Source organism: Rhodococcus sp. WAY2 (assembly GCF_009859915.1).
Taxonomy (GTDB): Bacteria; Actinomycetota; Actinomycetes; order Mycobacteriales; family Mycobacteriaceae; genus Rhodococcus_F; species Rhodococcus_F oxybenzonivorans.
Map to the genome: position 1 here is coordinate 229306 of NZ_CP046574.1, position 22285 is coordinate 251590.

The 22285-nt window shown below is 64.8% G+C and carries 21 protein-coding genes and 4 pseudogenes; 16 read left to right on the top strand and 9 right to left on the bottom strand.

Annotated features, from left to right (window positions below; translation table 11 throughout):
• Window position 1 precedes the first annotated feature (1 nt).
• Window positions 2-334, bottom strand: coding sequence for a hypothetical protein (locus GFS60_RS35690; RefSeq protein ID WP_159929250.1), 333 nt, complete (start codon window positions 332-334; stop codon window positions 2-4).
• Between the two features lie 92 nt (window positions 335-426).
• Here GFS60_RS35690 and GFS60_RS35695 point away from each other — a divergent pair, with 92 nt between their 5' ends.
• The 3 genes and pseudogenes from GFS60_RS35695 (at window position 427) to GFS60_RS35705 (ending at window position 3014) form a co-directional block, all read left to right on the top strand.
• The gene (locus GFS60_RS35695; RefSeq protein ID WP_236603691.1) at window positions 427-1611 is read left to right on the top strand and encodes an IS630 family transposase; all 1185 of its coding nucleotides are present in this window, start codon (window positions 427-429) and stop codon (window positions 1609-1611) included.
• Between the two features lie 147 nt (window positions 1612-1758).
• Window positions 1759-2346, top strand: a pseudogene (locus tag GFS60_RS35700) (ArsR/SmtB family transcription factor); the annotation flags it as partial.
• 230 nt (window positions 2347-2576) lie between these two features.
• The gene (locus GFS60_RS35705; protein WP_236603729.1) at window positions 2577-3014 is read left to right on the top strand and encodes an RES domain-containing protein; all 438 of its coding nucleotides are present in this window, start codon (window positions 2577-2579) and stop codon (window positions 3012-3014) included.
• 371 nt (window positions 3015-3385) lie between these two features.
• Here the strand turns inward: GFS60_RS35705 and GFS60_RS39640 are convergent.
• A pseudogene (locus GFS60_RS39640) lies at window positions 3386-3790 on the bottom strand (transposase); the annotation flags it as partial.
• Window positions 3791-3845: 55 nt separating this feature from the next.
• Between GFS60_RS39640 and GFS60_RS35715 the strand changes: the two are divergent.
• Window positions 3846-4186 (top strand): annotated as a pseudogene (locus GFS60_RS35715) (transposase); the annotation flags it as partial.
• 203 nt (window positions 4187-4389) lie between these two features.
• Here the strand turns inward: GFS60_RS35715 and GFS60_RS35720 are convergent.
• The 3 genes from GFS60_RS35720 to GFS60_RS35730 form a co-directional block, all read right to left on the bottom strand.
• Window positions 4390-4836, bottom strand: a complete 447-nt coding sequence (locus GFS60_RS35720; RefSeq protein WP_159929253.1) for an SRPBCC family protein — start codon at window positions 4834-4836, stop codon at window positions 4390-4392.
• Between the two features lie 168 nt (window positions 4837-5004).
• Window positions 5005-5313, bottom strand: a complete 309-nt coding sequence (locus GFS60_RS35725; RefSeq protein WP_159929255.1) for an EthD family reductase — start codon at window positions 5311-5313, stop codon at window positions 5005-5007.
• A 285-nt stretch (window positions 5314-5598) separates the two neighbouring features.
• Window positions 5599-7134, bottom strand: a complete 1536-nt coding sequence (locus tag GFS60_RS35730; RefSeq protein ID WP_159929257.1) for an AMP-binding protein — start codon at window positions 7132-7134, stop codon at window positions 5599-5601.
• Window positions 7135-7711: 577 nt separating this feature from the next.
• Between GFS60_RS35730 and GFS60_RS35735 the strand changes: the two genes are divergently transcribed.
• Window positions 7712-8806: a GAF domain-containing sensor histidine kinase gene (locus tag GFS60_RS35735; protein WP_159929491.1), complete on the top strand. Its 1095-nt coding sequence runs from the start codon at window positions 7712-7714 to the stop codon at window positions 8804-8806.
• Here the strand turns inward: GFS60_RS35735 and GFS60_RS35740 are convergent.
• The gene (locus GFS60_RS35740) at window positions 8778-9389 is read right to left on the bottom strand and encodes a response regulator transcription factor (RefSeq protein WP_201453719.1); all 612 of its coding nucleotides are present in this window, start codon (window positions 9387-9389) and stop codon (window positions 8778-8780) included. The two genes, GFS60_RS35735 and GFS60_RS35740, sit on opposite strands and share 29 nt — an antisense overlap.
• Before the next feature lie 210 nt (window positions 9390-9599).
• Between GFS60_RS35740 and GFS60_RS35745 the strand changes: the two genes are divergently transcribed.
• From GFS60_RS35745 to GFS60_RS35780, 9 genes are all read left to right on the top strand, one after another.
• Entirely contained in the window at window positions 9600-11138 is a 1539-nt protein-coding gene (locus GFS60_RS35745) for an aromatic/alkene/methane monooxygenase hydroxylase/oxygenase subunit alpha (protein ID WP_159929259.1), read from the top strand.
• Entirely contained in the window at window positions 11138-12229 is a 1092-nt protein-coding gene (locus GFS60_RS35750; RefSeq protein WP_159929261.1) for an aromatic/alkene monooxygenase hydroxylase subunit beta, read from the top strand. The genes GFS60_RS35745 and GFS60_RS35750 overlap by 1 nt, the downstream gene beginning before the upstream one ends.
• On the top strand, window positions 12226-12543 hold the full coding sequence (locus tag GFS60_RS35755) for an MmoB/DmpM family protein (protein ID WP_159929263.1): 318 nt from the start codon (window positions 12226-12228) through the stop codon (window positions 12541-12543). Before GFS60_RS35750 ends, GFS60_RS35755 begins: the two co-directional genes overlap by 4 nt.
• 11 nt (window positions 12544-12554) lie before the next feature.
• Window positions 12555-13586, top strand: a complete 1032-nt coding sequence (locus GFS60_RS35760) for a 2Fe-2S iron-sulfur cluster-binding protein (RefSeq protein WP_159929265.1) — start codon at window positions 12555-12557, stop codon at window positions 13584-13586.
• Window positions 13587-13824: 238 nt separating this feature from the next.
• On the top strand, window positions 13825-15324 hold the full coding sequence (locus GFS60_RS35765) for an aldehyde dehydrogenase family protein (RefSeq protein WP_159929267.1): 1500 nt from the start codon (window positions 13825-13827) through the stop codon (window positions 15322-15324).
• A 27-nt stretch (window positions 15325-15351) separates the two neighbouring features.
• Window positions 15352-16461, top strand: coding sequence for an NDMA-dependent alcohol dehydrogenase (locus GFS60_RS35770; protein ID WP_159929269.1), 1110 nt, complete (start codon window positions 15352-15354; stop codon window positions 16459-16461).
• Window positions 16462-16693: 232 nt separating this feature from the next.
• On the top strand, window positions 16694-18295 hold the full coding sequence (gene groL / locus GFS60_RS35775) for a chaperonin GroEL (protein WP_201453712.1): 1602 nt from the start codon (window positions 16694-16696) through the stop codon (window positions 18293-18295).
• A gap of 77 nt (window positions 18296-18372) precedes the next feature.
• Window positions 18373-18522, top strand: a complete 150-nt coding sequence (locus GFS60_RS39645) for a hypothetical protein (protein ID WP_236603693.1) — start codon at window positions 18373-18375, stop codon at window positions 18520-18522.
• A 35-nt stretch (window positions 18523-18557) separates the two neighbouring features.
• Window positions 18558-19409: a hypothetical protein gene (locus GFS60_RS35780; protein WP_236603694.1), complete on the top strand. Its 852-nt coding sequence runs from the start codon at window positions 18558-18560 to the stop codon at window positions 19407-19409.
• 36 nt (window positions 19410-19445) lie between these two features.
• Here GFS60_RS35780 and GFS60_RS35785 read toward each other — a convergent pair whose 3' ends face one another.
• Complete coding sequence (locus GFS60_RS35785; RefSeq protein ID WP_159929271.1) at window positions 19446-19745, bottom strand: IS3 family transposase; 300 nt, start codon at window positions 19743-19745, stop codon at window positions 19446-19448.
• 233 nt (window positions 19746-19978) lie between these two features.
• Between GFS60_RS35785 and GFS60_RS35790 the strand changes: the two genes are divergently transcribed.
• Complete coding sequence (locus GFS60_RS35790) at window positions 19979-20599, top strand: IS110 family transposase (RefSeq protein ID WP_442972232.1); 621 nt, start codon at window positions 19979-19981, stop codon at window positions 20597-20599.
• Here GFS60_RS35790 and GFS60_RS40555 read toward each other — a convergent pair.
• Complete coding sequence (locus GFS60_RS40555; protein ID WP_442972228.1) at window positions 20559-20837, bottom strand: transposase; 279 nt, start codon at window positions 20835-20837, stop codon at window positions 20559-20561. The genes GFS60_RS35790 and GFS60_RS40555 overlap by 41 nt on opposite strands.
• 95 nt (window positions 20838-20932) lie before the next feature.
• Window positions 20933-21949: pseudogene (locus GFS60_RS35800) on the bottom strand (ISL3 family transposase); the annotation flags it as partial.
• Here GFS60_RS35800 and GFS60_RS39650 point away from each other — a divergent pair.
• Window positions 21932-22276, top strand: coding sequence for a transposase (locus GFS60_RS39650; protein ID WP_236603696.1), 345 nt, complete (start codon window positions 21932-21934; stop codon window positions 22274-22276). The pseudogene GFS60_RS35800 and the gene GFS60_RS39650 overlap by 18 nt on opposite strands.
• Window positions 22277-22285 lie beyond the last annotated feature (9 nt).

A 22285-nucleotide genomic window follows, 5' to 3' on the forward strand; every position in this document is an offset into this window, starting at 1 on the left:
TTCAGGTCCAGGCCGTCGGGTCGTTGAGGTAGAGACCACAGACGGTGTCGAGGGCGTCTTCTGGGAGTCCGGCGGTGTGGCCGTTGGGCAGGATCGAGTCCTCGTATCCGTCCTTGCTCGCAAGGTAGGCCGCGAAGCCCCATTGGGAGGCGGACCCGCCGTAGCGTAGTCGCATCAATGGCTGGCTATCGCCGTCGACGAGTTCACCGGTGACATAGGCGAACTGGCCACGGAACCGAACTCCGACACCGGTCAGCTGTGGCCAGCGTTCGCGTGCGCGTTGGGACAGGCGCTGTTGCAGCGACGTCTTCGTGGACTGCGGAGGCGTGGCCATGATCACTGATCCTGCCCGACCGGCGCGTCGCGAGCCAGTCCGCTGGGTGAAACTCGAGACTGAAGTGACTATTGGGAACTTCGGTTTGGGGTATGAGCATTGCCTTTGATCAGTGGGATCCGGTCAGGGTGACCGGATCCCAGCGCTGCGAGTTGAATCGTTTGCTTCGAGCCGGGCGCACCGAACAGCGTCTTGTGCTGCGCGCCACCATCGTGTTGTGGGCTGCGGATCGGTGCCCGAGTGCCGCGATCGCCCGGGCGTTACGCGTGAGTGTGGAGACCGTCCGCAAGTGGCGGGGCCGATGGAACGCCGCACCGGGCGTGGCGTCGTTGGGAGACGCGAAACGGTCGGGTCGGCCACCGAAGTTCACCCCGGTGCAGGTCACGCGGGTCAAGGCGATCGCCTGCACACCCCCGAAGGAGTGTGGGGTGCCACTCGCGCGTTGGTCGTGTCCGGAACTGGCCCGCCACGCCGTCACCGACGGGATCTGTGCGTCGATCTCGCAGGCCACGATTCGAAGGTGGCTCTCCCAAGACGCCCTCAAGCCCTGGCAGCATCAGTCGTGGATCTTCATCTCCGATCCGAACTTCACCGCCAAAACTAGCCGTGTGCTCGACCTGTATGCCCGGGTGTGGGATGGGGAACCGTTGGGCGAGCACGATTATGTGATCTCCTCTGACGAGAAGACGTCCATCCAGGCCCGCTGCCGCTGTCACCCCACACTCCCACCCGGCCGATCCCGGACGATGCGGGTCAATCACACCTACAAGCGGCGCGGGGCGGTCGCCTACCTGGCTGCCTACGACGTGCACCGGGCGAAAGTCTTCGGCCGGTGCGAGGACACCACCGGCATCGTTCCGTTCGCCCGTCTCGTCGAGCAGGTCATGACCCATGAGCCCTACGCGTCGGCGGAGCGGGTGTTCTGGATTGTGGACAACGGCTCCTCGCACCGCGGGCAGAAGTCGGGCGACCGGCTTGCCGAACAGTTTCCCAACGCGATCATGGTCCACACACCCGTCCACGCGTCGTGGTTGAACCAGGTCGAGATCTTCTTCTCCATCGTTCAACGAAAAATCATCTTGCCCAACGACTTTACTGATACCGACGAAGTCGCCGCACGACTGGCGGCCTTCGAGACCCACTACAACCGGGCTGCCCAACCGTTCAAATGGAAGTTCACCACCACCGACCTCGCCGACCTGCTCGCCAGGCTCGACCGCCAAGAACGCGACCATGATCAGCCCGACAAAACAACCGCTCAAGCCCGTGCCGCATGACCCTCAACGAACTTATGGGCGGAACCACTTAGAGATGCCCTTCGTTTAGGGGGAGGATCGGACCTTAGACAAGCCCAATCTTTCCAAAACGTAAGGGCATCTCGCCGTTACGACCCACCCACCACCTCAAACCATCGGTGGATTCAGGGTAAGCGGCTCGAGCTGCTGGATCTGCTCGCCCAGGGTGAGCGCACCGTCGACGCGCTCGCCCGCGCGGCCGGGCTGGGGTTGACCACGGCGTCCGCGCATCTGCAGACCCTCAAGCAGGCCAATCTGGTGGCCACCCGCCGCGAGGGCACGAAGGTGTTCTACCGGCTCGCCGGTGCGGATGTGGCGCAGCTGTTCGCGCTGGTCCGCACGGTCGCCAACGAACACCTACCCGATGTCGAGGCCGCCCGCACCGCCTACCTCGGCCCCGCCGACGCGGAACACGTCAGCAAGGACCAACTACTCGAGCGGGCCCGGTCCGGGAAGGTGACGGTCCTCGACGTGCGTCCCCGCGAGGAATACCAGGCCGGGCACATCCCCGGCGCCGTGTCGATTCCGTTGGACGAATTGGCCGATCACCTGGCCGACCTACCTGCAGATCAGGAGATCGTCGCCTATTGCCGCGGCGCCTACTGCGTGCTCGCCCACGACGCGGTCCGGCTCCTGACCGACCACGGCCGGGAGGCTGCGCGGCTGGCCGACGGCATGCTCGAGTGGCGTCTGGCCGATCTGCCGGTCGCGACGTGAGAATCACAAGTTTCCCCGCCAACCGTCAGTCGAGTGTGAGCTGTCGTCGATGGAGGTTGCCGAGGGACACGGCTATCTCGCCGACATGGAGGAGCTGGCCGAGACAGCACGATCGGGCTCTTCCGGCACCGGTCTGCGAGATTGTCGAGACAGCCGGTCAGCGGTGACCGCCGCGGCGAACGAGGCAGCAACCACGATCAGCGTGGCCACCAGCAGGCGGACGATTCGATCTGTCCCCGCCGCGGGGCACGTGCTATGTCGCATTCGACGAGAGGACGGCGATCCGGGAGACGGTGGGGGAGGCGTTGGCGTCGCTCGGGGTGATCGCCCACGACTTCGCGGCCGAGCGGGCAGTGTCTACGCTGCGGGTACCGGGCACCCACGACCTCGCGGACACCTGTGCGGACGCGGCGGCCGCGTTCGGGCTCACCCGGGAGTTGTGTTCGATGACACCGTACGACGTTCCCCGGGCGTGGGCGGCGGCGGCGTTCGATGTCGAGTTCGACGGCATCCGGTACCGGACGCGGTTCACCACGGGTCAGGCGGCAAATGCGGCCGCGGTGGTCGGTCCGGCCGGTGAGGTGTCCTGGCCTGTGGACCCCCGTCCGGAGCCTTTCGTGGCGGAGGCGTTGCGGTATTGCGGTACAGCCGCTTCCGCGGTCGGTTAGGGTCCTCGATCCGCCAACCTGACGATCCGGACCCCGCCGTCCTGTGAGCCGCGCTGCTTCGTCGCTGGAAACTCTAGCCTCACCCGCAGAGAAAGGACGGTGTGGCAGCCGTGGAAGGATCCGCTGGACGGACCGGATGTCGGCGCCGCACTGGCATCCCGAAGGCGGACGACCGTGCCTGGCGGACGGAGGGGTTTGTCGTGATCGTGTGAGTATCGCTCTGCCGATATCGGGTGCGCCGATGGGTTGCTCCCTGCCCCGAGCGGCGACGTCCGGGGTGTCGACGTGCGGCGGTACGCGCGCAGGAATGAGCAGGGACACGACGGGGCGACGGTTACTCGCTCCGTGGCCGGGATGGTTGGCCAAGAGTCGGCGGGGTTGCGTCTCACCGTGTGCTCGGTGAGCACGGCCCAGATCGGGTCGACCCCGAAACGGGAACGGTAGTCGACGATCACCGCAGTCGGCGGTCGACCTCCGCCGCGGCGAAAAACGCGCTCGCGGTTTTGAGAATCGTTGGCCCTACGCAATTCGTCGTTCTCTTTCCGCAGCGCCTTCAGCTCGGCGGCGCTGGCGGCGGCCGAGGACTCGGCGGCGGTGCCGGTGTCGGAGCCCTCACGGTCGATCCAGTTCCGGAGCGTATCGGGGTTGACGTCGATCAGCGCTCCGACGTGTCGGCGGGCTGCGACCTTCGTGTCGCCGTGCTCGTTGATCCGGTCCCGGTACATCCGCACCGCCCGCTCACGGGTCTCGGTGTCGTACTTCCTCGGTGCTGGCATGACTTCATTCTCCTGGTTCAATCAGGAGTCTCCACCCGACCCAGGACAGTTCAGTTTGGTGCATCACAGCGATGCGGGGAGCCAGCCCAGTACACGTCGCTGGCCTTCACCGAGGCGTTGATCGCTTCGGGTATCGCCGGGTCGATCGGCAGCGTCGGGGACGCCCTCGACAACGGATTGATGGAATCGACGATCGGTCTCTACAAAACCGAGCTGATCGACCGTGACGCGTCGTGGAGCGGGCGGGCCGAGGTGGAGCGGGAAACCGCCGAGTGGGTCCGCTGGTTCAACGCGGACCGGTTGCACTCGTCGATCGACTATCTTTCACCGATCTGGTACGAGACCCGCTATCGTGAACAGCGTCCCCCGGCTGCCTCAATCCCCGAGGTGGCCTGAACCGGAGTCTCCACTCGATCCAGGGCGATTCACCGTGCACCGCATCACCACGTGGGCAAACGCGCCGAAACCAAAGCTGGAAAACCCGTCGGGGCCGCCTGCCCAGGTTAAAAATCAAGCTCAAGGGGCAACCTCAAACACCACTAACTGAACGATATTGTTGACTCCATGGGGGCAACCTCAAAACCTGTCGAAACACGTTCTCAGAAGGGTTGACAGGTTCCGCTGGGCCGATGTTTCCCGCTTGGTGCGCCGGCTGGCTTGAACTGCGCACCGGTGGCGGCCAGCCGGACAAGCCAGTGCGACCACATATAGTCGCGCCTGCGCAGGAGGTCGTCGTCGGTGCCGTAACCGGTCTCGGTGAGACATAGCCGGGAACCATCGGCCTCCGGCTCGAGAGTGATCACCGTCCTCAACGGGCCTGGCCAGTCCGGTGCGCGCCACACGAACGTCACCGAGTCGGGCCAGCGGATGTTTTCGACGTGTCCTGACACCACCGGCCATCCCGGCGCGGCAACCACTACGACCCCACCCGCTTCTGGCTCCAACTCGACGACGGCGCCCATCCACTGACCGGCCGCATCCTCGGACACCACCAACGAGAAGAGGTCAGCGACCGCGATCTGGTAGTGGAACGATTTCTCAGTCATGACGACCACCGCCTCGAGACTGCCAAATTGTGCCCAGTCGAACGACACCCGCCAACCCGGTGGCGGAGCGACGATCCAGGTGCTCGGCCCAGCCATGACAGACCCGGGGGGGTAGCTCCGCGACTCGACGTGGCCAGTCCGGAACTGTGGCACGGCTCGCACTCGGTCTCATACTTCACGGTGGACCTCGCCGAGGTCGAGGTCGACGCCTCCGGCGGCGAAGTTCGCAAGGTCGGCGACGGCCTGCTCACCTGCCGGCGAGCAGAGGGCCGCGAGCGCGTCGTCCTTGGTGTCCCACTGGACGACGGCGACGAGGAAGTGGGGCGGCGGGGAGCCGTCTGTGGTCTCGCAGATTGTCCAGCCGAAGAAGGTGGCTTTCGGAAATTTCCGGGCGATCGGGGCGTGTGTGGAGCGGTAGTGCTCGAGGAATGCGTCGGGGTCCTGCGGGTGGGCGTAGGTGGCAGTGAGCTGGTACATAGCGGTCCTGTCTCGCGTTGTGGGGTCTCGTTGCGGCGCAACGGAGCGACGGATCTGGTCGTCCTGTTTTGGTTTCGAATTTCGGCTCGGGTGGTCAGGAACGGTTACGAGGATCTGATTGCGTCGTGGCCGTGTGAGCGGTGAGGAATGGCCATCGTTCGCAAAGGGTTGAACGATTCGCGTCGAGGAGGAAGGGAGAAAGTGAACCGTCCTAACCTGGTGCTGTTTTACCAGGCGGTAGCCTGCCCGCGATTGACACCTGGTCTGACAGCTGTGTTGTCGCGGCTAGTTCACTTGGCGGTCACCAGTCCAGAATTGTGCGCGGAGCCTGAATTTCTGAACCTTTCCGGTCGCGGTGCGGGGGATGCTGTCGGTGAACAGCACTTGTTTGGGGATTTTGTATCCGGCGAGACTGCGACGTGCGTGGTCGATCAATTCGGTCTCGGTCACTCTCTCGCCGTCTCGACGCACCACCAACGCGGTGACCATTTCACCCCACTTGTCATCGGGAACGGCGATGACGGCCACCTCGGCTACCGCGGGGTGAGTGAACAGGACATCTTCGACCTCGATGGAGCTGACATTTTCCCCACCAGTGATGATGACGTCCTTTTTGCGGTCGGAGATCGTCAGATACCCGTCCGCGTCGATGGATCCACCGTCACCGGTGTGGAATTGTCCGCCCCGCATCGCGGTGGCGGTTTCCTGTGGGTTGTTCCAGTAGCTGTCCATCACCGTGTTCGAGGCGACCAGTATTTCCCCGTCCGCGTCGGTGCTGATCCGGGTTCCCAACGACGGCGCACCTGCCTTGGACAGCATCTTGGCGCGCTCGATCGCAGGAAGGTTGTCGTATTCGGCGCGCGAGCGGTTCACGGTCAACAGCGGCGAGGTTTCGGTGAGACCGTAGATCTGGTTGAACTGCCATCCCAGTTCTTCTTCGATGCGGGCAATCGTGCGTGAGGGCGGTGGCGCTCCCGCGACGACCAGGCGGACCCGGTCGCGACCGGGGATCTCACCGTCCCACTGCTGGGCGGCGTCGAGCACCATATTCCACACCGTCGGAGCGCCGCACATCAAAGTGATCCCGTGTTCATCTACTCTGCGCAGAATTTCTGCGCCGTCGACTTTGCGGAGAACTACCTGCTTGATGCCCAATCCGGTTGCGGTGTAGGGTATTCCCCAGCCGTTGCAGTGGAACATCGGCAGCACGTGCATCAACACATCGCGGTCGCTGACCTGCATATGCATCCCGAATGTGACCGAGTTGATCCAGATGTTGCGGTGCGTGAGGCGCACGCCCTTGGGTTTTGCGGTCGTACCGCTGGTGTAGTTCAGTGTTGCGGTGGCGTCCTCGTCGGGTTGTTGCCATCGGTGGGGTTCGGCGTCGAACCGCAGTAATGCCTGGTCGGTGTCGGCGCCGAGTACGAACCGGTGGCGGGCGCCGACATCGGCGAGGGCCTCGTCGAGTTCCGGGTCGATCAAAACGACGTCGGCCTTGCAGTCGCCGATGATGTAGGAGACTTCTTCGGGCTGCAACCGAAAGTTGACCGGGACCAGGATCCGTCCCGACGAGGGCACCGCCAGCAGCAGTTCGAGCAAGCGCGCGGAGTTGTGACTGACGACCGCCACTCGGGCACCTTCGGGTACGCCCAGCTCATCGAGGCCGACCTGGAGCGCTCGGCCTCTGCGCGCCAGGTCACGGTAGGTCAAGTTTCCGACGGCGGCCGCGGGCTGTACCGGCTCGTCGACCACACCGATACGGTCGCCGTAAACGAGTTCAGCACGATCGATGAAGTCGTTGGTGGTCAACGGAACGTGCATGGAGTCTTCCCCATTCTTGTCTCAAGACCCGCACGAAGAACTATCCGGAGCTCTCCGGTCGACGTCGAACACAACGCCAGAGCCGCCTCGCGCCACCCCACCGTGTCCACAGTTCAACAGTAGGTGGCAGCTCGAGGCGTGGGGAACCCCCGCCGGCAACAGCTACCTCCGATCGGAGGTAAGTCCACCCAATGCACTTTTGGTGCCGCGCCAACAGTGTCGATCAGGACGTCTGTCATGCGAGGGATGTTTGGCATCCCTCGCATGGAACCTGCACGGGTACCTGGCCCGCGAGTGTGCGGGAAGCCAGCCCCGGCCCGAGAACTTGGTGTGGAATGGCGCCGCTCCTTCGTCGGAGACCGTGGCGGGTCGCCGATGGCCGAAGACATCGGGAAGCGGTTGGTCGAATTCGCAGCCTGCGGGCACAGGTCCCGTGGACCGCAGCAGCCTGCTGGCGTGTCTTCGCGTCCTGCCTGACGGGCTCGAAGGCGCTACTGTGATAGTCGTCGGCCCTCCGCCGCCTGAAAGGGGGCTCGTCGACATGACTGTCCTGGGTATCGATTCCGAGTTCAACGCTGTGCTCTCGCTGCTCGACCGAACAGCGGCACTGCGACACAGCGCGGAAATCGTCCACCGTGTGCTCGGTGCGGACCTGGCGGCCGGAGCGAACCGGATCGCCGAGGACGACACCATGAAGGTGGTGGCAGTGGTGGGCGGGCGCACTGAGGAGCTCAACGGTCTGGTCGTAGGGCCGCAGGAAGGCCTTGGCGGGCAGGCGGCGGTGCTGCGGCGGACCGCGGCGGTCGAGGACTACTGCCTGAGCCGGGCCATCACGCACGACTTCGACCAACCAGTTCGGGCGGAAGGTTTGCGGGCGGTGATGGCCGCCCCGATCGTGCGTGCGCACCGACTCTATGGGCTGCTCTACGCCGCCCGTAGAGTCCCAGTTCCATGGACCGACCGCGACCGGACTGACCTGCTGGGTCTGGCGCGGCAGACCGCGGTGGCTATGGAGGTGGCCGACAGTGCCCGCGAGATGGCCGAGGTCGCCGTGTTCAGCGAACGTCAACGACTCGCGATCGCATTGCATGATTCCGTGGGCGCGACGTTGTTCAGTTTGCGGGTGGCGTTGACGTCGGCCAAGGCATCGTCGGAGCTCGGCCCCACCCTGGAACTGTTAACCGATGCTCTGGCCCTGACCGAACGGGCAACCTCGGAGCTGCGGGCTCAGACCTTGTCGCTGCACCAACCACCCGAGGACAAGGCACTCGCGGTCGCCCTGCAGGGTGATTGTCGCGACTTCGCCGAGCGGGCCGGTGTGGCGGCGGAATTGGTGGTGCTGGGCGACCTGCCGCTGCTGGACGCAGCCAGGACCGATGTGTTGCGGCGCACCGCCCGCGAGGCACTGCTCAATGTGGAGAAACACGCTGCCGCCCACTCCGTGGTCGTGAGCCTGTACCGGGCGCAGGACGGTGTGGGGATGGCCGTGGCCGACGACGGCACGGCCGGCGACATCACACTCGAGGACGAGCGTGGCTTGGGTCTTCAGGTAATGGCCGAGCGCGTCGAACGGGTGGGTGGCTGGTTGTCCTGCGCCGGCAACGAGGAGGGCGGCGGTACGGTGCGGGTGTGGGTTCCCGCCGCTAGAGCATTCCGGCCTGTTGCGCCTTGACCACCGCGTCCAGTCGGTTGCGGGCGTCGAGGTGGGCTAATAACGATTGAACGTAGGACTTCACCGTGTTCGGCGCCAGGCCCAACTGCTGTGCGATCTCGGTGTTGCTCTCACCCATGGCCAGCCGCTCGAGCACCTGATACTCGCGCCGCGACAGTGCCAGCGGATCCCCGGAGCTGATCACCGGGTCACAGTATCGTCGTCCGGCGGCGACCTCCCCGATCGCGGTGATCAGCACCACGCAGGCGTTGTCCTTGTGCACCACTGCATCCATCCCGACCAGCCCCGCGATTTGGCCCACCGTGCGATTGCTGTCCCCGGTGAACAGCACGAGCTTCACCCCTGGGCATGCCCCGCGGAGCGCTGCGGCAGCGTCTGGCAGCGCCATGTCGGGCAGATGCAGATCCAGTAGCACCACGTCGGGTCGTTCGGAGACGGCAACCGCAACGCCGGCGGTCGCCGTGCGCGCCCCCGGGCACATCAGCATGCCCGCCGCCCCCTCGACCAGACGTTCCACTCCCAGATGCACGATCGGATGGTCGTCGATCACCAGCACTCGCACCACTCCTGGATGGGCCACCATGTCGGCGGGATGCGCGAGTGTGCCGCTCTGGACTCGGCGGTGAGGGGGCATATTTCCACGGTAACCCCTCAGGTTCGCGGCTCGCCACGAAACCCCTCCCCGGGTTGACTACCTCCGATCGGAGGTAGTCAACCCGGGGTAGAAATGTGATGGTGATCTCAACGCGATGGTGGTCGTCACCGTCGTCGGACGCTAAACGGGAGCGGGTAGATGACTACGTCGGTCACAACTCAGCACGAGAAGATCAAGTCGTTCGACTGGGAGCCGAGCTACTTCCACCGCGACGCACTGTATCCGACCAAGTACAAGATCCCGCCGAAGACCAAGGACCCCTTCCGCACCCTCGTACGCGAGTACGTGGGGATGGAGGAAGAGAAGGACGACCGACAGTACGGTGCGCTCGAGGATGCGCTGAGCCGGATGAACAACTCTGCGCAGGCCGAGCCCCGCTTCATGGAGATCATGAAGCCGGTGCTGGCGTTGGTCGACTTCGGTGAGTACGCCGCGATGAAATGCACCGCCATGCTCGTCGACACGGTGGAGAACCCGGAACTGCGCCAGGGGTATCTCGCGCAGATGATCGACGAGGTGCGCCACACCAATCAGGAGGCGTACTTGATGCGGTACTTCGCCAAGCACGCTCCGGATCCGGCCGGCTTCAACTCGGGTTTCAAGATGCGCGCCTTCGATCCGATCGGTCGACCGGGCCGGACGGTGTTCGAAGCGTTCATGAACGACGACCCGATCACCAATTCATTGAATTTGCAGGTCGTCGCGGAGACCGCGTACACCAACCCGCTGTTTGTGGCGGTGACCGAGGTGGCGGCCGCGAACGGGGATCAGGCAACCCCGTCGGTGTTCCTGTCGATCCAGTCCGACGAGGCGCGGCACATGGCGAACGGCTATTCGACGCTTGCTGCGGTGCTGAGTGAGCCGGACAATTTACCGATGCTCCAGGAGGACTTCGACACGGCATTCTGGCGTCAGCACTCCTTCCTCGACAATTTCCAGGGCGCGGTCTACGACTACTTTTCGAAGGTGCGGCTCAAGTCCTACAAGGAGTACTGGGACCAATGGATCTGGGACGACTGGGCCGGTAGCTACATCGAGCGGCTGGAGCCGTTCGGCCTGAAGGTGCCGCGCTGGATCAACGATGCGAAGCGGCATGTGGAATGGAGCGGCCATTCCGCGGCAATGGTGTCCGCGGCGCTGTGGCCGGTACATGCCTGGCGGTCGGATTACATGATCGAGGAGGACTTCGCGTTCCTCGAAGAGAAGTACCCCGGCTGGGAAGAGCATTTCGGCGGGTTCTGGACGGCGTACCGGGAGATGGGCGACCCGCGTAAGGGCCACCTCGCGCTGGAGCTGTTCCCCGAGATGCCGCCGATCTGTCGGACGTGCCAGATGCCGTGCGTGTTTCCGCGGCCCGACATCAACGAGATCCGGTTGTCGATCGACGCGGCCGGCCAACGGCACGCCTTCTGCTCCGGGGCCTGCCAGCACATCTTCCGGCAGGCCCCGGAGCGGCACAGCGGTATGACCTGGTGGGAGGTCAATGACGGTGTCGAGCTGGCCCGCTACATCGAGGACGCCGGTCTGCTGCGGTCTGATGGCCGGACCCTGATGGGACAGCCTCACGTGCACACCGAGGAACGCTGGCTGTGGACCATCGAGGACATCCGGCGCACCGGATTCGTCATCAAGGACCCGCTCAAGGCGTTGCCGGCCGACGCGTTTACGGACATCTGATGAGCACCGAACTGATCTCCGACGGCGTAGTGCCCGAGACCGTGGGCGAGGGTTTCTACTCGGCACGCGAGCTGACCTATATCCGCCCGCAGAAACGCCGAATCTCCGAGTACGAGGCGGTAATCTGCCACGCACAACCGGACCTCGACCAATTCGACTCCGGCGGCTGGTATCTTCTGCGGCCCGATGGATTGGGCTGCCAGGACGCCCGGACCACCGCACTGACGCATCCGAACTGGTTCGAGTACCGCGACCCGTCCAGCCTCTGGCAGCGCCCCTACATCAAGCTGCAAGCCCAGCAGGAACGGTCCATCCAGGGGGCGATCACCTCCGCGAAGGCCAACGGTTCATTCAGCGACATCGCACCGGGGTGGCTCGACCTCGTGTCGCGCTACTACGAGGCGTACGCGTCGTTCCAGTGGGGGATGTTCAAGGCGCACGCGTTCGTCACCCGGGAGGCGTTGTCGGACACCCTGTCGATGACCTACACCTTCAGCGGGATGGACCGGCTACGTCACCAGCAGGACATTGCGCTCTACAGCCTGGATCTGCACGAGCACGCGCCCGGCTACACCGAGGGTGCCGGCGCCGAGGCCTGGCTCAACGATCCGGTGTGTCAGGGCGCACGCCGACTGGTCGAACGGCTGCTCTCGCTGCAGGACTGGGGTGAAATGGTCTTGATGACGAACCTGGTGGTCGAGCCCCTGTTCACCGCCCTGCTCGGCAGCGAGTTCTTCCGGCATCTCGCCCCGCTGCACGGTGACGTGGTCATCCCGGTCATCGAGATGACCGCGGAGGCGGACCGGCTTCGCAACCGCACGGCGACACAGGCCCTGATCAAGTTGCTCACCGCCGATACCGACCGCTCCGGTCGGCCCGTACCAGCAGCACGCAACCGTGAACTCATCCAGGGCTGGGTCGACTCCTGGTATCCGGATGCATTGGCGGCCGTCGACGCATTCCTCCCGGTCTTCGACGCCGCACCGGCCGGGTCCGGCGTCGGCGAACGCGCCCGACAGCGCGTCGTCAGTACAACCGCGGACATCCTTGAGCAGGCCGGCCTGCAGGTTCCCGCGGCGGTGACGTCATGAGCCGCACCCCGGAGCCCGGACGCAGAACCATCGGACTCGTCCTGATGAAAAGCGAGGAGGCGCAGGCGACCGTCCACTACGTCGCCGAGGAGTGCCCGCAGATCCGGGTACAGGACCGGGGCACCTTCTTCCTGCTGGAGGCCGAAGAATCGATTCGCATCCCCCTGGCAGAGGTCGAGGAATACCTTGGGAAACCGTTGACGATGTCGCGGTTCCTGGTCTGCATGACCAGCTACTACGGGCGGGCACAGGTCGAAGACGACGCCTTCATCATCACCTCCGACATGTCCCAACTCGAACCGGCAAAGATCTGAACGGACAGTCGATGGCACACGTAACACTGGAGCCGACCGGGGAAGAATTCTCCGTCGGCGAGGACGAGGACATTCTCACCGCCGCCCTGCACAACGGCATCAACCTGCAATATGGATGTCGGCACGGGAACTGCTCCTCGTGTAAGCACTGGCTGCTCGACGGCGACGTCGACGACTCGGCGGGGTCGGTCTACGCGATCCCACGCAACGAACGCGAGGACGGGGCGATCCTGCTTTGCTGCGCCTACGCCAAGAGCGATCTGGTAATCGAGATCGACCAGCACGACGGTGTGGAGAAACTGCCGCCGATGACACCTCCATCGCCCCGGCGGGTGACGGTGCTCGACCAGCGCACGCTGACGCCGAACCTGGTCGAACTACGGGTCGCGTTGGACCATCCGCTGAGCTTTCGGGCCGGTCAGTACGCGGAGTTCACCCTCGACACCGGGGAACGCCGCTCCTACTCGCTGGCGAACCCGCCGAGTTCGGGACGCGAACTGACCTTCTGCATCAAACGCGTGCAGAACGGGGTGTTCACCACCGTGCTCGATCGGATCGAGCCCGGATCGCATCTGCATCTGGAGGCGCCGTTCGGCACGATGTTCCTCCGGGAGACCGGTCGCCCGGTGATCGCGGTCGGGATCGGCTCCGGCATCGCGCCGCTCCTGTCGATTCTGACCGACGCCGCCGAGCAGAACATCGACGTCCCGATCCGGTTCTACTACGGAGCCCGCACTGCCGGTGATCTGGTGTATCTCGACGAACTCGCCGAGCTGTCGCGAAGGTTGCGCGATTTCCAATTCATTCCGTGCCTGTCGCAAGGCTCGCCCGACACACTGCCGCCGAACGGGCGCGTCGGGCGGGTCACCCGAGCCATCGCCGAAGACATCAAAGACGCCTCACTCTATGACGCCTATCTGTGCGGTGCGCCGGAGATGTGCGACGCCGTCGGCCGACTCCTCGAAGCCAAGGGCCTGCCGGAGGTACGAATCCACGCCGACAAGTTCTATCCGGCCGTCGAAACCGCCCAGCTCCCAGCGTGAGTGAAGTGCGATTCATCAACACTGCACACCGAAGTCGGGTTCACGATGCAAAAGGATCCTCGATACGCCCCCGGGCTGCGGGGGTCCACCGTCACCGTCGTACGCGTGCCGCCCCCGTACGAAGCCTCCGGCTGCTACGCCACCTGCGGGGCATACGGGGTAGCCGCTTGCACAGAGCCAGCGACAAGCCGCCCACTAATAGGTCTCATTCACGAAATTTGTCTCCAGGAGATTTGCGATGACAGCTGTAGCAGAACACCCGATCTTGCCCGCGGTTCGCGGGTTCCTGAATGGCAACAAGAAGCTTCTGATCGATGGCGCGTGGGTGGACGCCGCGTCGGGCAAAACCTTCGCAACCACCGACCCGGCCACTGGGGCCACCCTGACAGAGGTGGCCCATGGCCAGGCCGAGGACATCGATCGGGCGGTCCGCGCCGCCCGCACGGCGTTCGACACCGGTCCGTGGCCCGCGATGAAGCCGAACCAACGCGAACGCCTGTTGTGGCGGGTGGGCGACATCCTCAGCGAACGCGCGGCGGAGTTCGGCCAGCTCGAAGCACTCGACAACGGCAAGTCGGCGGGGATCGCCACCGCAGTCGACGTCGCCTGGTCGGCGGATGTTTTCCGCTACTACGCCGGCTGGGCCACCAAGATCGAAGGCTCCACCATCAACGTCTCCATGCCGTTCTCCCCCGGTGGAGAGTTCCACGCCTACACCCTGCGCGAGCCGGTCGGGGTGTGCGGACTCATCGTGCCGTGGAACTTCCCGTTGCTGATGGCCGCCTGGAAACTGGCGCCGGCCCTGGCCGCGGGTAACACCGTCATCCTCAAGCCCGCCGAACAGACCCCGCTCACCGCGCTGCTGCTCGGAGAAGTGTTCCAAGAAGCCGGGTTCCCACCGGGTGTGGTCAATATCGTCACCGGATTCGGGGACGCGGGAGCGGCGCTGTCCGGGCACGGGGATGTGGACAAGATCGCGTTCACCGGTTCGACGGAGGTGGGCAAGAAGATCGTCGACGCGGCCAAGGGCAACCTGAAGAAGGTGTCTCTCGAACTCGGCGGCAAGAGTGCCAATGTGGTGTTCGCCGACGCCGACTTCGACCTCGCCGTCGAAGGTTCGCTCAACGCGTGGTTGTTCAACCACGGGCAGTGCTGCGTCGCCGGCACCCGGCTGTACGTGGAGGACCGGATCTTCGACGACTTCACCGGGGCGGTGGCCGAGGCTGCGAGCAAGGTCAAGATCGGTCCCGGGATGGATCCGGCCACCCAACTCGGTCCGCTGATTTCGCAGGAACAGTTCGACAAGGTCACCGGTTACCTGCGAGACGGGTTGGCCGACGGGGCACGGGCTCTGACTGGCGGCAAACGGTGGGGCGAGAGCGGGTACTTCGTCGAGCCGACGGTGTTCGTCGACGTCAAACCAGAGTTCAGTGTGGTCCGCGAAGAAATCTTCGGCCCCGTGGTGGCCGCGTTGCCGTTCGACGCAGACAACGGTGTCCTCGCCGCGGCCAACGATTCCATCTACGGACTCGCCGCGGGCATCTGGACCAAGGACATCTCCAAGGCGCACCGGACGGCCAAGAAGCTCAAGGCCGGGTCGGTGTGGGTCAATCAGTACAACGGCTTCGACACCGCGATGCCCTTCGGCGGCTACAAGCAGTCCGGCTGGGGACGTGAACTCGGCGGCTCCGCCATCGACCTGTACACGCAGATCAAGTCCGTCAACATCGCGCTCTGACGAACTCATACCGACAAGGAGTATTAAGTGAAAACCAAAGCAGCGGTGTTGCTGGAACCCGGGAAACCCTTCGAGATCATGGAGCTCGACCTCGATGGTCCCGGCGTCGGCGAAGTGTTGATCAAGTACACCGCCGCCGGGTTGTGCCACTCGGACCTGCACCTGACCGACGGTGACCTGCCACCGCGCTATCCGATCGTCGGTGGCCACGAAGGGTCGGGCATCATCGAGGAAGTCGGCCCCGGCGTCACCAAGGTCAAACCCGGTGACCACGTGGTGTGCAGCTTCATCCCGAACTGCGGAACCTGCCGGTACTGTGCCACTGGACGCTCCAATCTCTGCGACATGGGCGCCACCATCCTCGAAGGGTGCATGCCCGACGGCAGTTTCCGATTCCACGGCAACGGACTGGATTTCGGGGCGATGTGCATGCTCGGCACCTTTTCCGAACGCGCCACCATCTCCCAGCACTCGGTAGTCAAGATCGACGACTGGCTGCCGCTCGAGACTGCGGTGCTCGTCGGCTGCGGTGTTCCGACCGGTTGGGGCACTTCAGTCTACGCCGGCGGTGTGCGGGCCGGCGACACGACCGTCATCTACGGCATCGGTGGTCTGGGCATCAACGCCGTCCAGGGTGCGGTGAGCGCGGGCGCGAAGTATATCGTGGTGGTTGACCCGGTGGCGTTCAAACGCGACACCGCGCTCAAGTACGGTGCTACCCATGCCTTTGCCGACGCCGCAAGCGCCGCGGCGCAGGTCAACGAACTCACCTGGGGACAGGGCGCCGACCAGGCACTGATCTTGGTTGGCACGGTAGACGAGGACGTGGTCTCGGCGGCGACCGCGGTGATCGGCAAGGGCGGCACCGTGGTGATCACCGGACTGGCGGACCCGGCGAAGCTCACCGTGCACGTCTCGGGCACCGATCTGACCCTCAACGAGAAGACGATCAAGGGCACGTTGTTCGGCTCGTCCAACCCGCAGTACGACATCGTGCGTCTCCTGCGCCTCTACGACGCCGGACAGCTCAAACTCGACGACCTGATCACCACCCGCTACACCCTCGACCAGGTCAACCAGGGCTATCAGGATTTGCGGGACGGCAAGAACATCCGCGGCGTGATCATCCACGCGTGAGGTGATCAGATCCCGTGGCTGCGCCGTCGCGTCTTCTCCGCGTACCCAGCGCAGCCACGGTTTGTGGTGCTGATTTCCGTCGGTCGGCGCGGTGTCCTCCGCTAAGGAGGTCTCGGTCTCGCGCGCAAAGCCCGAAGGCAGTTTGACGCAGTTGCACAAGTAACGCGGCCGTTCCCGAGGTCGACCCCGCGGGGAAGACTTCCATCAGAGACAGAAAGAGCGTGCAGGCAACGTGGCCAAGATGATCGCCTTCGACGAGGACGCGCGGCGCGCCCTGGAACGGGGAGTGGACAAACTCGCTGACGCCGTCAAGGTCACCCTCGGCCCCAAGGGCCGCAATGTGGTGCTCGGCCGCGACGTCGCCAAACCCCTCGTGACCAACGACGGCGTCACCGTCGCCCGCAGTATCGAACTCGACGACCCCTACGAAAAGATGGGCGCCGAACTTGTCAAAGAGGTCGCGAAGCAGACCGACGACGTGGCCGGTGACGGCACGACCACCGCCACCGTGCTCGCCCAGGCCATGGTGCGCGAGGGCCTGCGTAACATCGCCGCCGGCGCCAACCCCCTGGCGATAGGGCGCGGCATCGGCGCCGGTTTGGTCGACGTTATCCGGGCGATCAACGACGCGGCGAGACCGATCGAAACCACAGAACAGATCGCTGCGACCGCGACGATCTCCTCGGGTGACCCCGCCATCGGCGCCATTGTGGCCGAGGCGTTGGACCAGGTCGGCGTGCACGGCATCATCACCGCCGAGGCATCGGACACCTTCGGCCTCACACTCGACCTCGTCGAGGGTTTGCGCTTCGACAAGGGCTACCTCAGCCCGTACTTCGTCACCGATTTCGAACGGCTCGAGGTCGTCCTCGACAACCCCTACATCCTGCTGGTCTCGTCGGTGATCAACTCGGTCAACCAACTGGCGCCCATCGTGGAGAAGGTGATGAAGACGGGTCGCCCGCTGGTGATCGTTGCCGAAGATGTCACCGACGATGCTCTCGCGACCCTGGTCGTCAACAACGTGAAAGGCACGTTCACCTCGGCGGCGGTGAAGTCCCCCGGCTTCGGCGACCGGCGTGAGCTGATGCTGCGCGACATGGCCATCGTGACCGGCGGCCAAGTCATCTCCGCGGCCATCGGGGTCACCCTCGAGGCGGCGAGCCTCGATCTGCTCGGCTCTGCGCGCCGGGTGCTGATCACCAAACACGACACCTCGATCGTCGGCGGCGCAGGCGACGCCACCGCGGTCGCCGGCCGGCTCAGGGAGATCACCACCGCGATCGAGCAATCGACCGACGACTATGACAAAGACAAACTCCGGGAGCGTCTGGCCAAGCTCAGCGGAGGGGCGGCGGTAATCCGGATCGGCGCCGCAACCGAGATCGAACTCAAGGAACGCAAACATCGGCTCGAGGACGCTGTCCGCAACGCGCGGGCCGCGGCGGAAGAAGGCATCGTCGCCGGCGGTGGGGTTGCCTTGTTGCAGGCATCCGCCACCGCCTTCGACACACTCGATCTCACCGGCGACGAGGCTACCGGCGCCAACATCCTGCGGGTGGCTCTCGACGCACCGTTGAGACAGATCGCCATCAACGCCGGCCTCGAAGGCGGGGTCGTCGTCGAGAAGGTCCGACACCTCCCGATCGGGCACGGCTTGAACGCCGCAACAGGTGAGTACGGTGACATGATCGCCGCCGGAATCATGGATCCGGTCAAGGTAACCCGATTGGCGCTGGAAAACGCCGCGTCCATCGCGGCGATGTTCCTGACCGCGGAAGTCCTCATCGCCGACAAACCCCACATCCCACTCTCGAAAATGCCTCCCCTCTGAACAGGAGAGAAGTTCTCGCCGACAAGATCAGCCGCGACGACGCCACCGACACCGCATCGTATGCAAGGAGTCTCAGAGTGCTCGCCAGAAAGATTGCCCTCACCACGATCCTCGTTATCGGGCTCGGCCTGTTGGCTGTCCCGTTCGTGACGGACATGCTGGCCAAAACCCAGGCGGTCGAACGTCTCACCGGAGATCTCCGGCCGGGTTCGACCCGGCGGCACTGAAACAGACACGCACCGACCTGAACACGGTGCAAGCGATGTCGGACCAACTGCAGTCGCAGACCCTGCCAGCGTTGCCTGCCGCCCTGAAGATGAGTCCCGCGCAATTCCAAGCGTTCCTGGGTGACAACTTCCGGGACGTCGCCACGGGTGTGGGCCAGCTGAACACGATCCTGCCCCGATTCCATGGATTGGTCGGCGGGTTGGAGGCGCGGTCGGCCGATTTCGCCAAGGCCGACCAGATTCCGACGGCCTGGCTGCCCAGTACTATGGTGCCGTTCCTGTTCTGGATTCCTGGCGCGATCCTCACGCTTCTGGCTGCGGCCGGGCTATTCTTCACACTTCGGGGTGAACGACAGGCAGTCGGTAAGTCGGCGTTGTGGGCCAGCGTCGGGGTCGGGGCGGCCCTCATGCTCGCGACGGTGGTGCTGTCCGTCCCGGAGAAAGGCGCGGCCGTCGACCGGATCGATGCGACATTCGGCCCGGTATTTACCACCGCTGGTGCTGACCAAGTACGTTCGGACATGAACGTCGTGCAGGCGATGTCGGACGAACTGCAAGCCAAGACTCTACCCGCGCTCGCCGGGGCACTCCAGATGAACCCGGAGCAGTTTCAGGGGTTCATGGTGCAGAATTTCCCCGACGTCGCCACCGGAGTGGGTCAACTGAACACGATCCTGCCCAGATTTCAGGGCCTGGCGTCCATTATCGAAAGTGATGTCTCCGATTTTCGGGTGGCGATGAGTATCCCGACCCAGGACACGGCAACATCGACGCTCGCCTGGTGGTTCGTGATCCCCGGGATACTGTTACTCCTCGCACCGGCCGGCGCCCTGCTCGAGATGCGGGCACAGCGCCCGTCCGGGCCTCGGCCAGAGGTCGTTCTTTGACAGCAATGAGATTCCCCCGCTTCTCCGGAGACCTTTCTATCTGGCTCCGGCAAGCACTGGCTGGATGATATCTGCCTCCTGTTCGTGCGGCATGTCCTGATGGGATCGTTCGTACTCGGCGGGCGAGAGCCCACCCAGGCCGGCCTGAATCCGGCGCGCGTTGTACCAGCCGTCGATGTACCGGAACAACGCCCACTCCGCTTCCGTCCGGGTTGCGAAAATGGTTGCGGGCCAACAGATCAACTCGATCTTCAGGGTCGACCACAGGTTTTCGGCGAGCTCGTGGTCGAAGCTGTCCCCGACGCTTCCGGTGGACGGGGCGATGCCGGCATCCACGAGCCGCTGCGTGAACCGCAGCGCGGTATATTGGGCGGGCTCAACCGGTCGATGCAACACCTCGATGACGGAGGTGTGCGATGGGATACAGCAACAAGCAGATGTCTCAGGCGCCGGTGGGTACCAGGCGGCAGTGGGCGGCGGACAGGGCATTGCGACCTCCGATGCGTTCACCGGGCCGGCCGGAGCCCTCTCGTGCGGTGCAGCGGGACTTCTGGCGGGACTGCCGCCACGTGACTCGGCGGCTCGAATCGGATCTGCTGCGCCGGGGCCACGCGGTCGTGCGGGTCAAGACTCAGTTGATGGCCCTGCATCGGCGCAGCGCCCGCCAGCCGGGAAAATCCGACCCTATCGACGCGCACGCCGTGGCGATGGCCGCGCTGCGTGAGGAGAATCTGCCGATCGCCCAACTGGACGAACCCACCAGGGAGGTCAAGCTCCTGTCCGATCACCGACGCAATTTGATCTGTGAGAGAACGAAACTCATCAACCGGCTTCGCTGGCACCTGCACGAGCTAGACCCTGAACTGGTGATTCCCGTGCGGGGGATCCGGCGGTACTGCGTCATGGACGAGCTCGCCGAACGGCTGACCGCGTTCACCGGTGTGGTCGCCCAGATCGCGCGCGAACTTCTCGACCGGTGCCGGCAGCTGACCGAGCAGGTCAACAATCTCGAGCGCCAGATCCGCGACCGCGTTCGGCGGATTGCGCCGTCGCTACTCTCGATACCCGGGTGCGGGGTTCTCTCCGCCGCCGTCATCATCGGCGAGACGGCCGACGCTCGACGTTTCCACTCGAAAGATGGCTCTCCTGTCATGAATGTGGATGGGTTGCCGTGTGATATGGGAGGGTGAGGGTGACGGGTCCGCAGGCGAGCAGGATCAGCGCGAGGGCGTTCTCGGCGGTGTGGAATCCGTAGGCCCGGCGGATTATCAGCCGGACCTTGTTGTTCAGGCCCTCATGGCGTCCGTTTGCAAGTCTGCGGGCGATGGCCGCGAGGATGCCGTCGAGGTGCTTCCGGATGGTTTTGCCCACCTTGACGAACTGCGGTATGCGGCAACGCTGCGCCCACGAACACCAACGGCCGAGCATCGCGATCGTCTCCTCGTCGCCGAGATCGCCCGCGAAGACCGCGCGCAGGGCTTCCTTGACGCACCGCTGTTCGCCGTGGGATTGAGTTCGTAGGCCCGTCCCAGTGCGCCGCCGTCGCGTTTGAGTGCCTCGAGCGTCGAAGCCTGTTTATCGGTGAGGTTTTCGGGATTCTTGAGCAGCGCCCACCGGGCGCCCCGGTACGTCTTCGCGATCTGCTTGTCCGACAGGGTGCGGGCGAGCTGCCACGCCTGGCGGCGCACGTCGTCGAGGGCGTCGGTCGCGAGTTTGACGACGTGGAACGGGTCGAAACAGATCGTCGCCTGCGGGGCGTGCTCGCGTACCGCCTTGACGTAGGCCGGTCCGAGGTCCATCGACACCGCCTCGATCCGCTGCGCCGCGCCCTCGGGCAGGGTGTCGGTGAAGAAGGTGCCGAGCGCGGCGGCGTTCTTGCCCTCGGTGCCCCAGACGATCTTGCCGGACTCGTGGTCGGAGACGAGGGTGAGGTACTTGTGGTGCCGGCGCCACGAAATCTCGTCCACCCCGATGTCGACCAGATTCGTGAACCGGTCCGGGGCAAGTTTGTCGGCGACCACCCGTGAACACATGGCCCCGACGGTGCGCCAGGTGACCCGGCAGAACACCGACACCGTGGACTTGTCGGTCCTGGTGGCCAGCCACACCGCGAGGTCCTCGAAGTCGGTCGTGAACCCGGAGCCGGGGCGGGCGAAGTCGACCGCCTCGGCGTGTACACCGTGCTCGGGGCACCGCAACCGCCGACGCCGCAGGGTGAGCACACACACCCGTCCGCCCAGGTCAAGATGCCGCCACGACGAGTCGACGTCCCGGGTGTCGTAGCGGTGCACGGTCGTGAAGGAGCAGTACGGGCACCGCATCCGGCGGCGTTGGGGACGCACCCTCACCACCACCCGCTCGTCGAGGATCTCGACGTCGCGGACGGTGGCCCTCGGTAGGCACAGCGGCCTGTTGAGTAGGGTTGAGGCGCGCACGGGCAAGCTCCTTTGGGCCGGTTGTGTAGGAACTTTCGACCCTACGGGCGGCCCGTGCGCCCACCCCCACACCACCTGCCTTACCACATGCAGGGCCATCCACATTCAGAGCAAGAGAGCCCGAAAGATGCTTACGCGAAGTTCAACGGCACCGCTCCGATCCCGGTGTGGTCGGCCCACGAGCGGGTCCGCCTCAATCGCGGTGGCAACCGTGCCGTGAACTCCGCGCTGCACGCGATCGCCACCACGCAGGTCGCGCGCGGCGGCCCGGGTGGGGACTACGTGGCCAAGCAGCAGGCAGCCGGGAAGACGAAGCGGGAAGCAGTGCGCCTCCTCCGCCGACGTGTTTCCGACCGGGTATTTCAGGTCCTGCGCACCATCGAATCTTCAATCGAAAACCGTACACAAGGACCACTTTCGGCGGCGGCTTGACATAGAAGC

Coding starts and splice junctions, on each gene's coding strand:
- GFS60_RS39650 (WP_236603696.1), top strand. CDS start 21,932: ATGCAGGGCCATCCACATTCAGAGCAAGAGAGCCCGAAAGATGCTTAC.
- GFS60_RS35750 (WP_159929261.1), top strand. CDS start 11,138: ATGAGCACCGAACTGATCTCCGACGGCGTAGTGCCCGAGACCGTGGGC.
- GFS60_RS35780 (WP_236603694.1), top strand. CDS start 18,558: ATGTCGGACCAACTGCAGTCGCAGACCCTGCCAGCGTTGCCTGCCGCC.
- GFS60_RS40555 (WP_442972228.1), bottom strand. CDS start 20,837: ATGCTCGGCCGTTGGTGTTCGTGGGCGCAGCGTTGCCGCATACCGCAG.
- GFS60_RS35730 (WP_159929257.1), bottom strand. CDS start 7,134: ATGCACGTTCCGTTGACCACCAACGACTTCATCGATCGTGCTGAACTC.
- GFS60_RS35740 (WP_201453719.1), bottom strand. CDS start 9,389: ATGGTGGCCCATCCAGGAGTGGTGCGAGTGCTGGTGATCGACGACCAT.
- GFS60_RS35760 (WP_159929265.1), top strand. CDS start 12,555: ATGGCACACGTAACACTGGAGCCGACCGGGGAAGAATTCTCCGTCGGC.
- GFS60_RS35695 (WP_236603691.1), top strand. CDS start 427: ATGAGCATTGCCTTTGATCAGTGGGATCCGGTCAGGGTGACCGGATCC.
- GFS60_RS35765 (WP_159929267.1), top strand. CDS start 13,825: ATGACAGCTGTAGCAGAACACCCGATCTTGCCCGCGGTTCGCGGGTTC.
- GFS60_RS35755 (WP_159929263.1), top strand. CDS start 12,226: ATGAGCCGCACCCCGGAGCCCGGACGCAGAACCATCGGACTCGTCCTG.
- GFS60_RS35745 (WP_159929259.1), top strand. CDS start 9,600: ATGACTACGTCGGTCACAACTCAGCACGAGAAGATCAAGTCGTTCGAC.
- GFS60_RS35725 (WP_159929255.1), bottom strand. CDS start 5,313: ATGTACCAGCTCACTGCCACCTACGCCCACCCGCAGGACCCCGACGCA.
- GFS60_RS35690 (WP_159929250.1), bottom strand. CDS start 334: ATGGCCACGCCTCCGCAGTCCACGAAGACGTCGCTGCAACAGCGCCTG.
- GFS60_RS35720 (WP_159929253.1), bottom strand. CDS start 4,836: ATGACTGAGAAATCGTTCCACTACCAGATCGCGGTCGCTGACCTCTTC.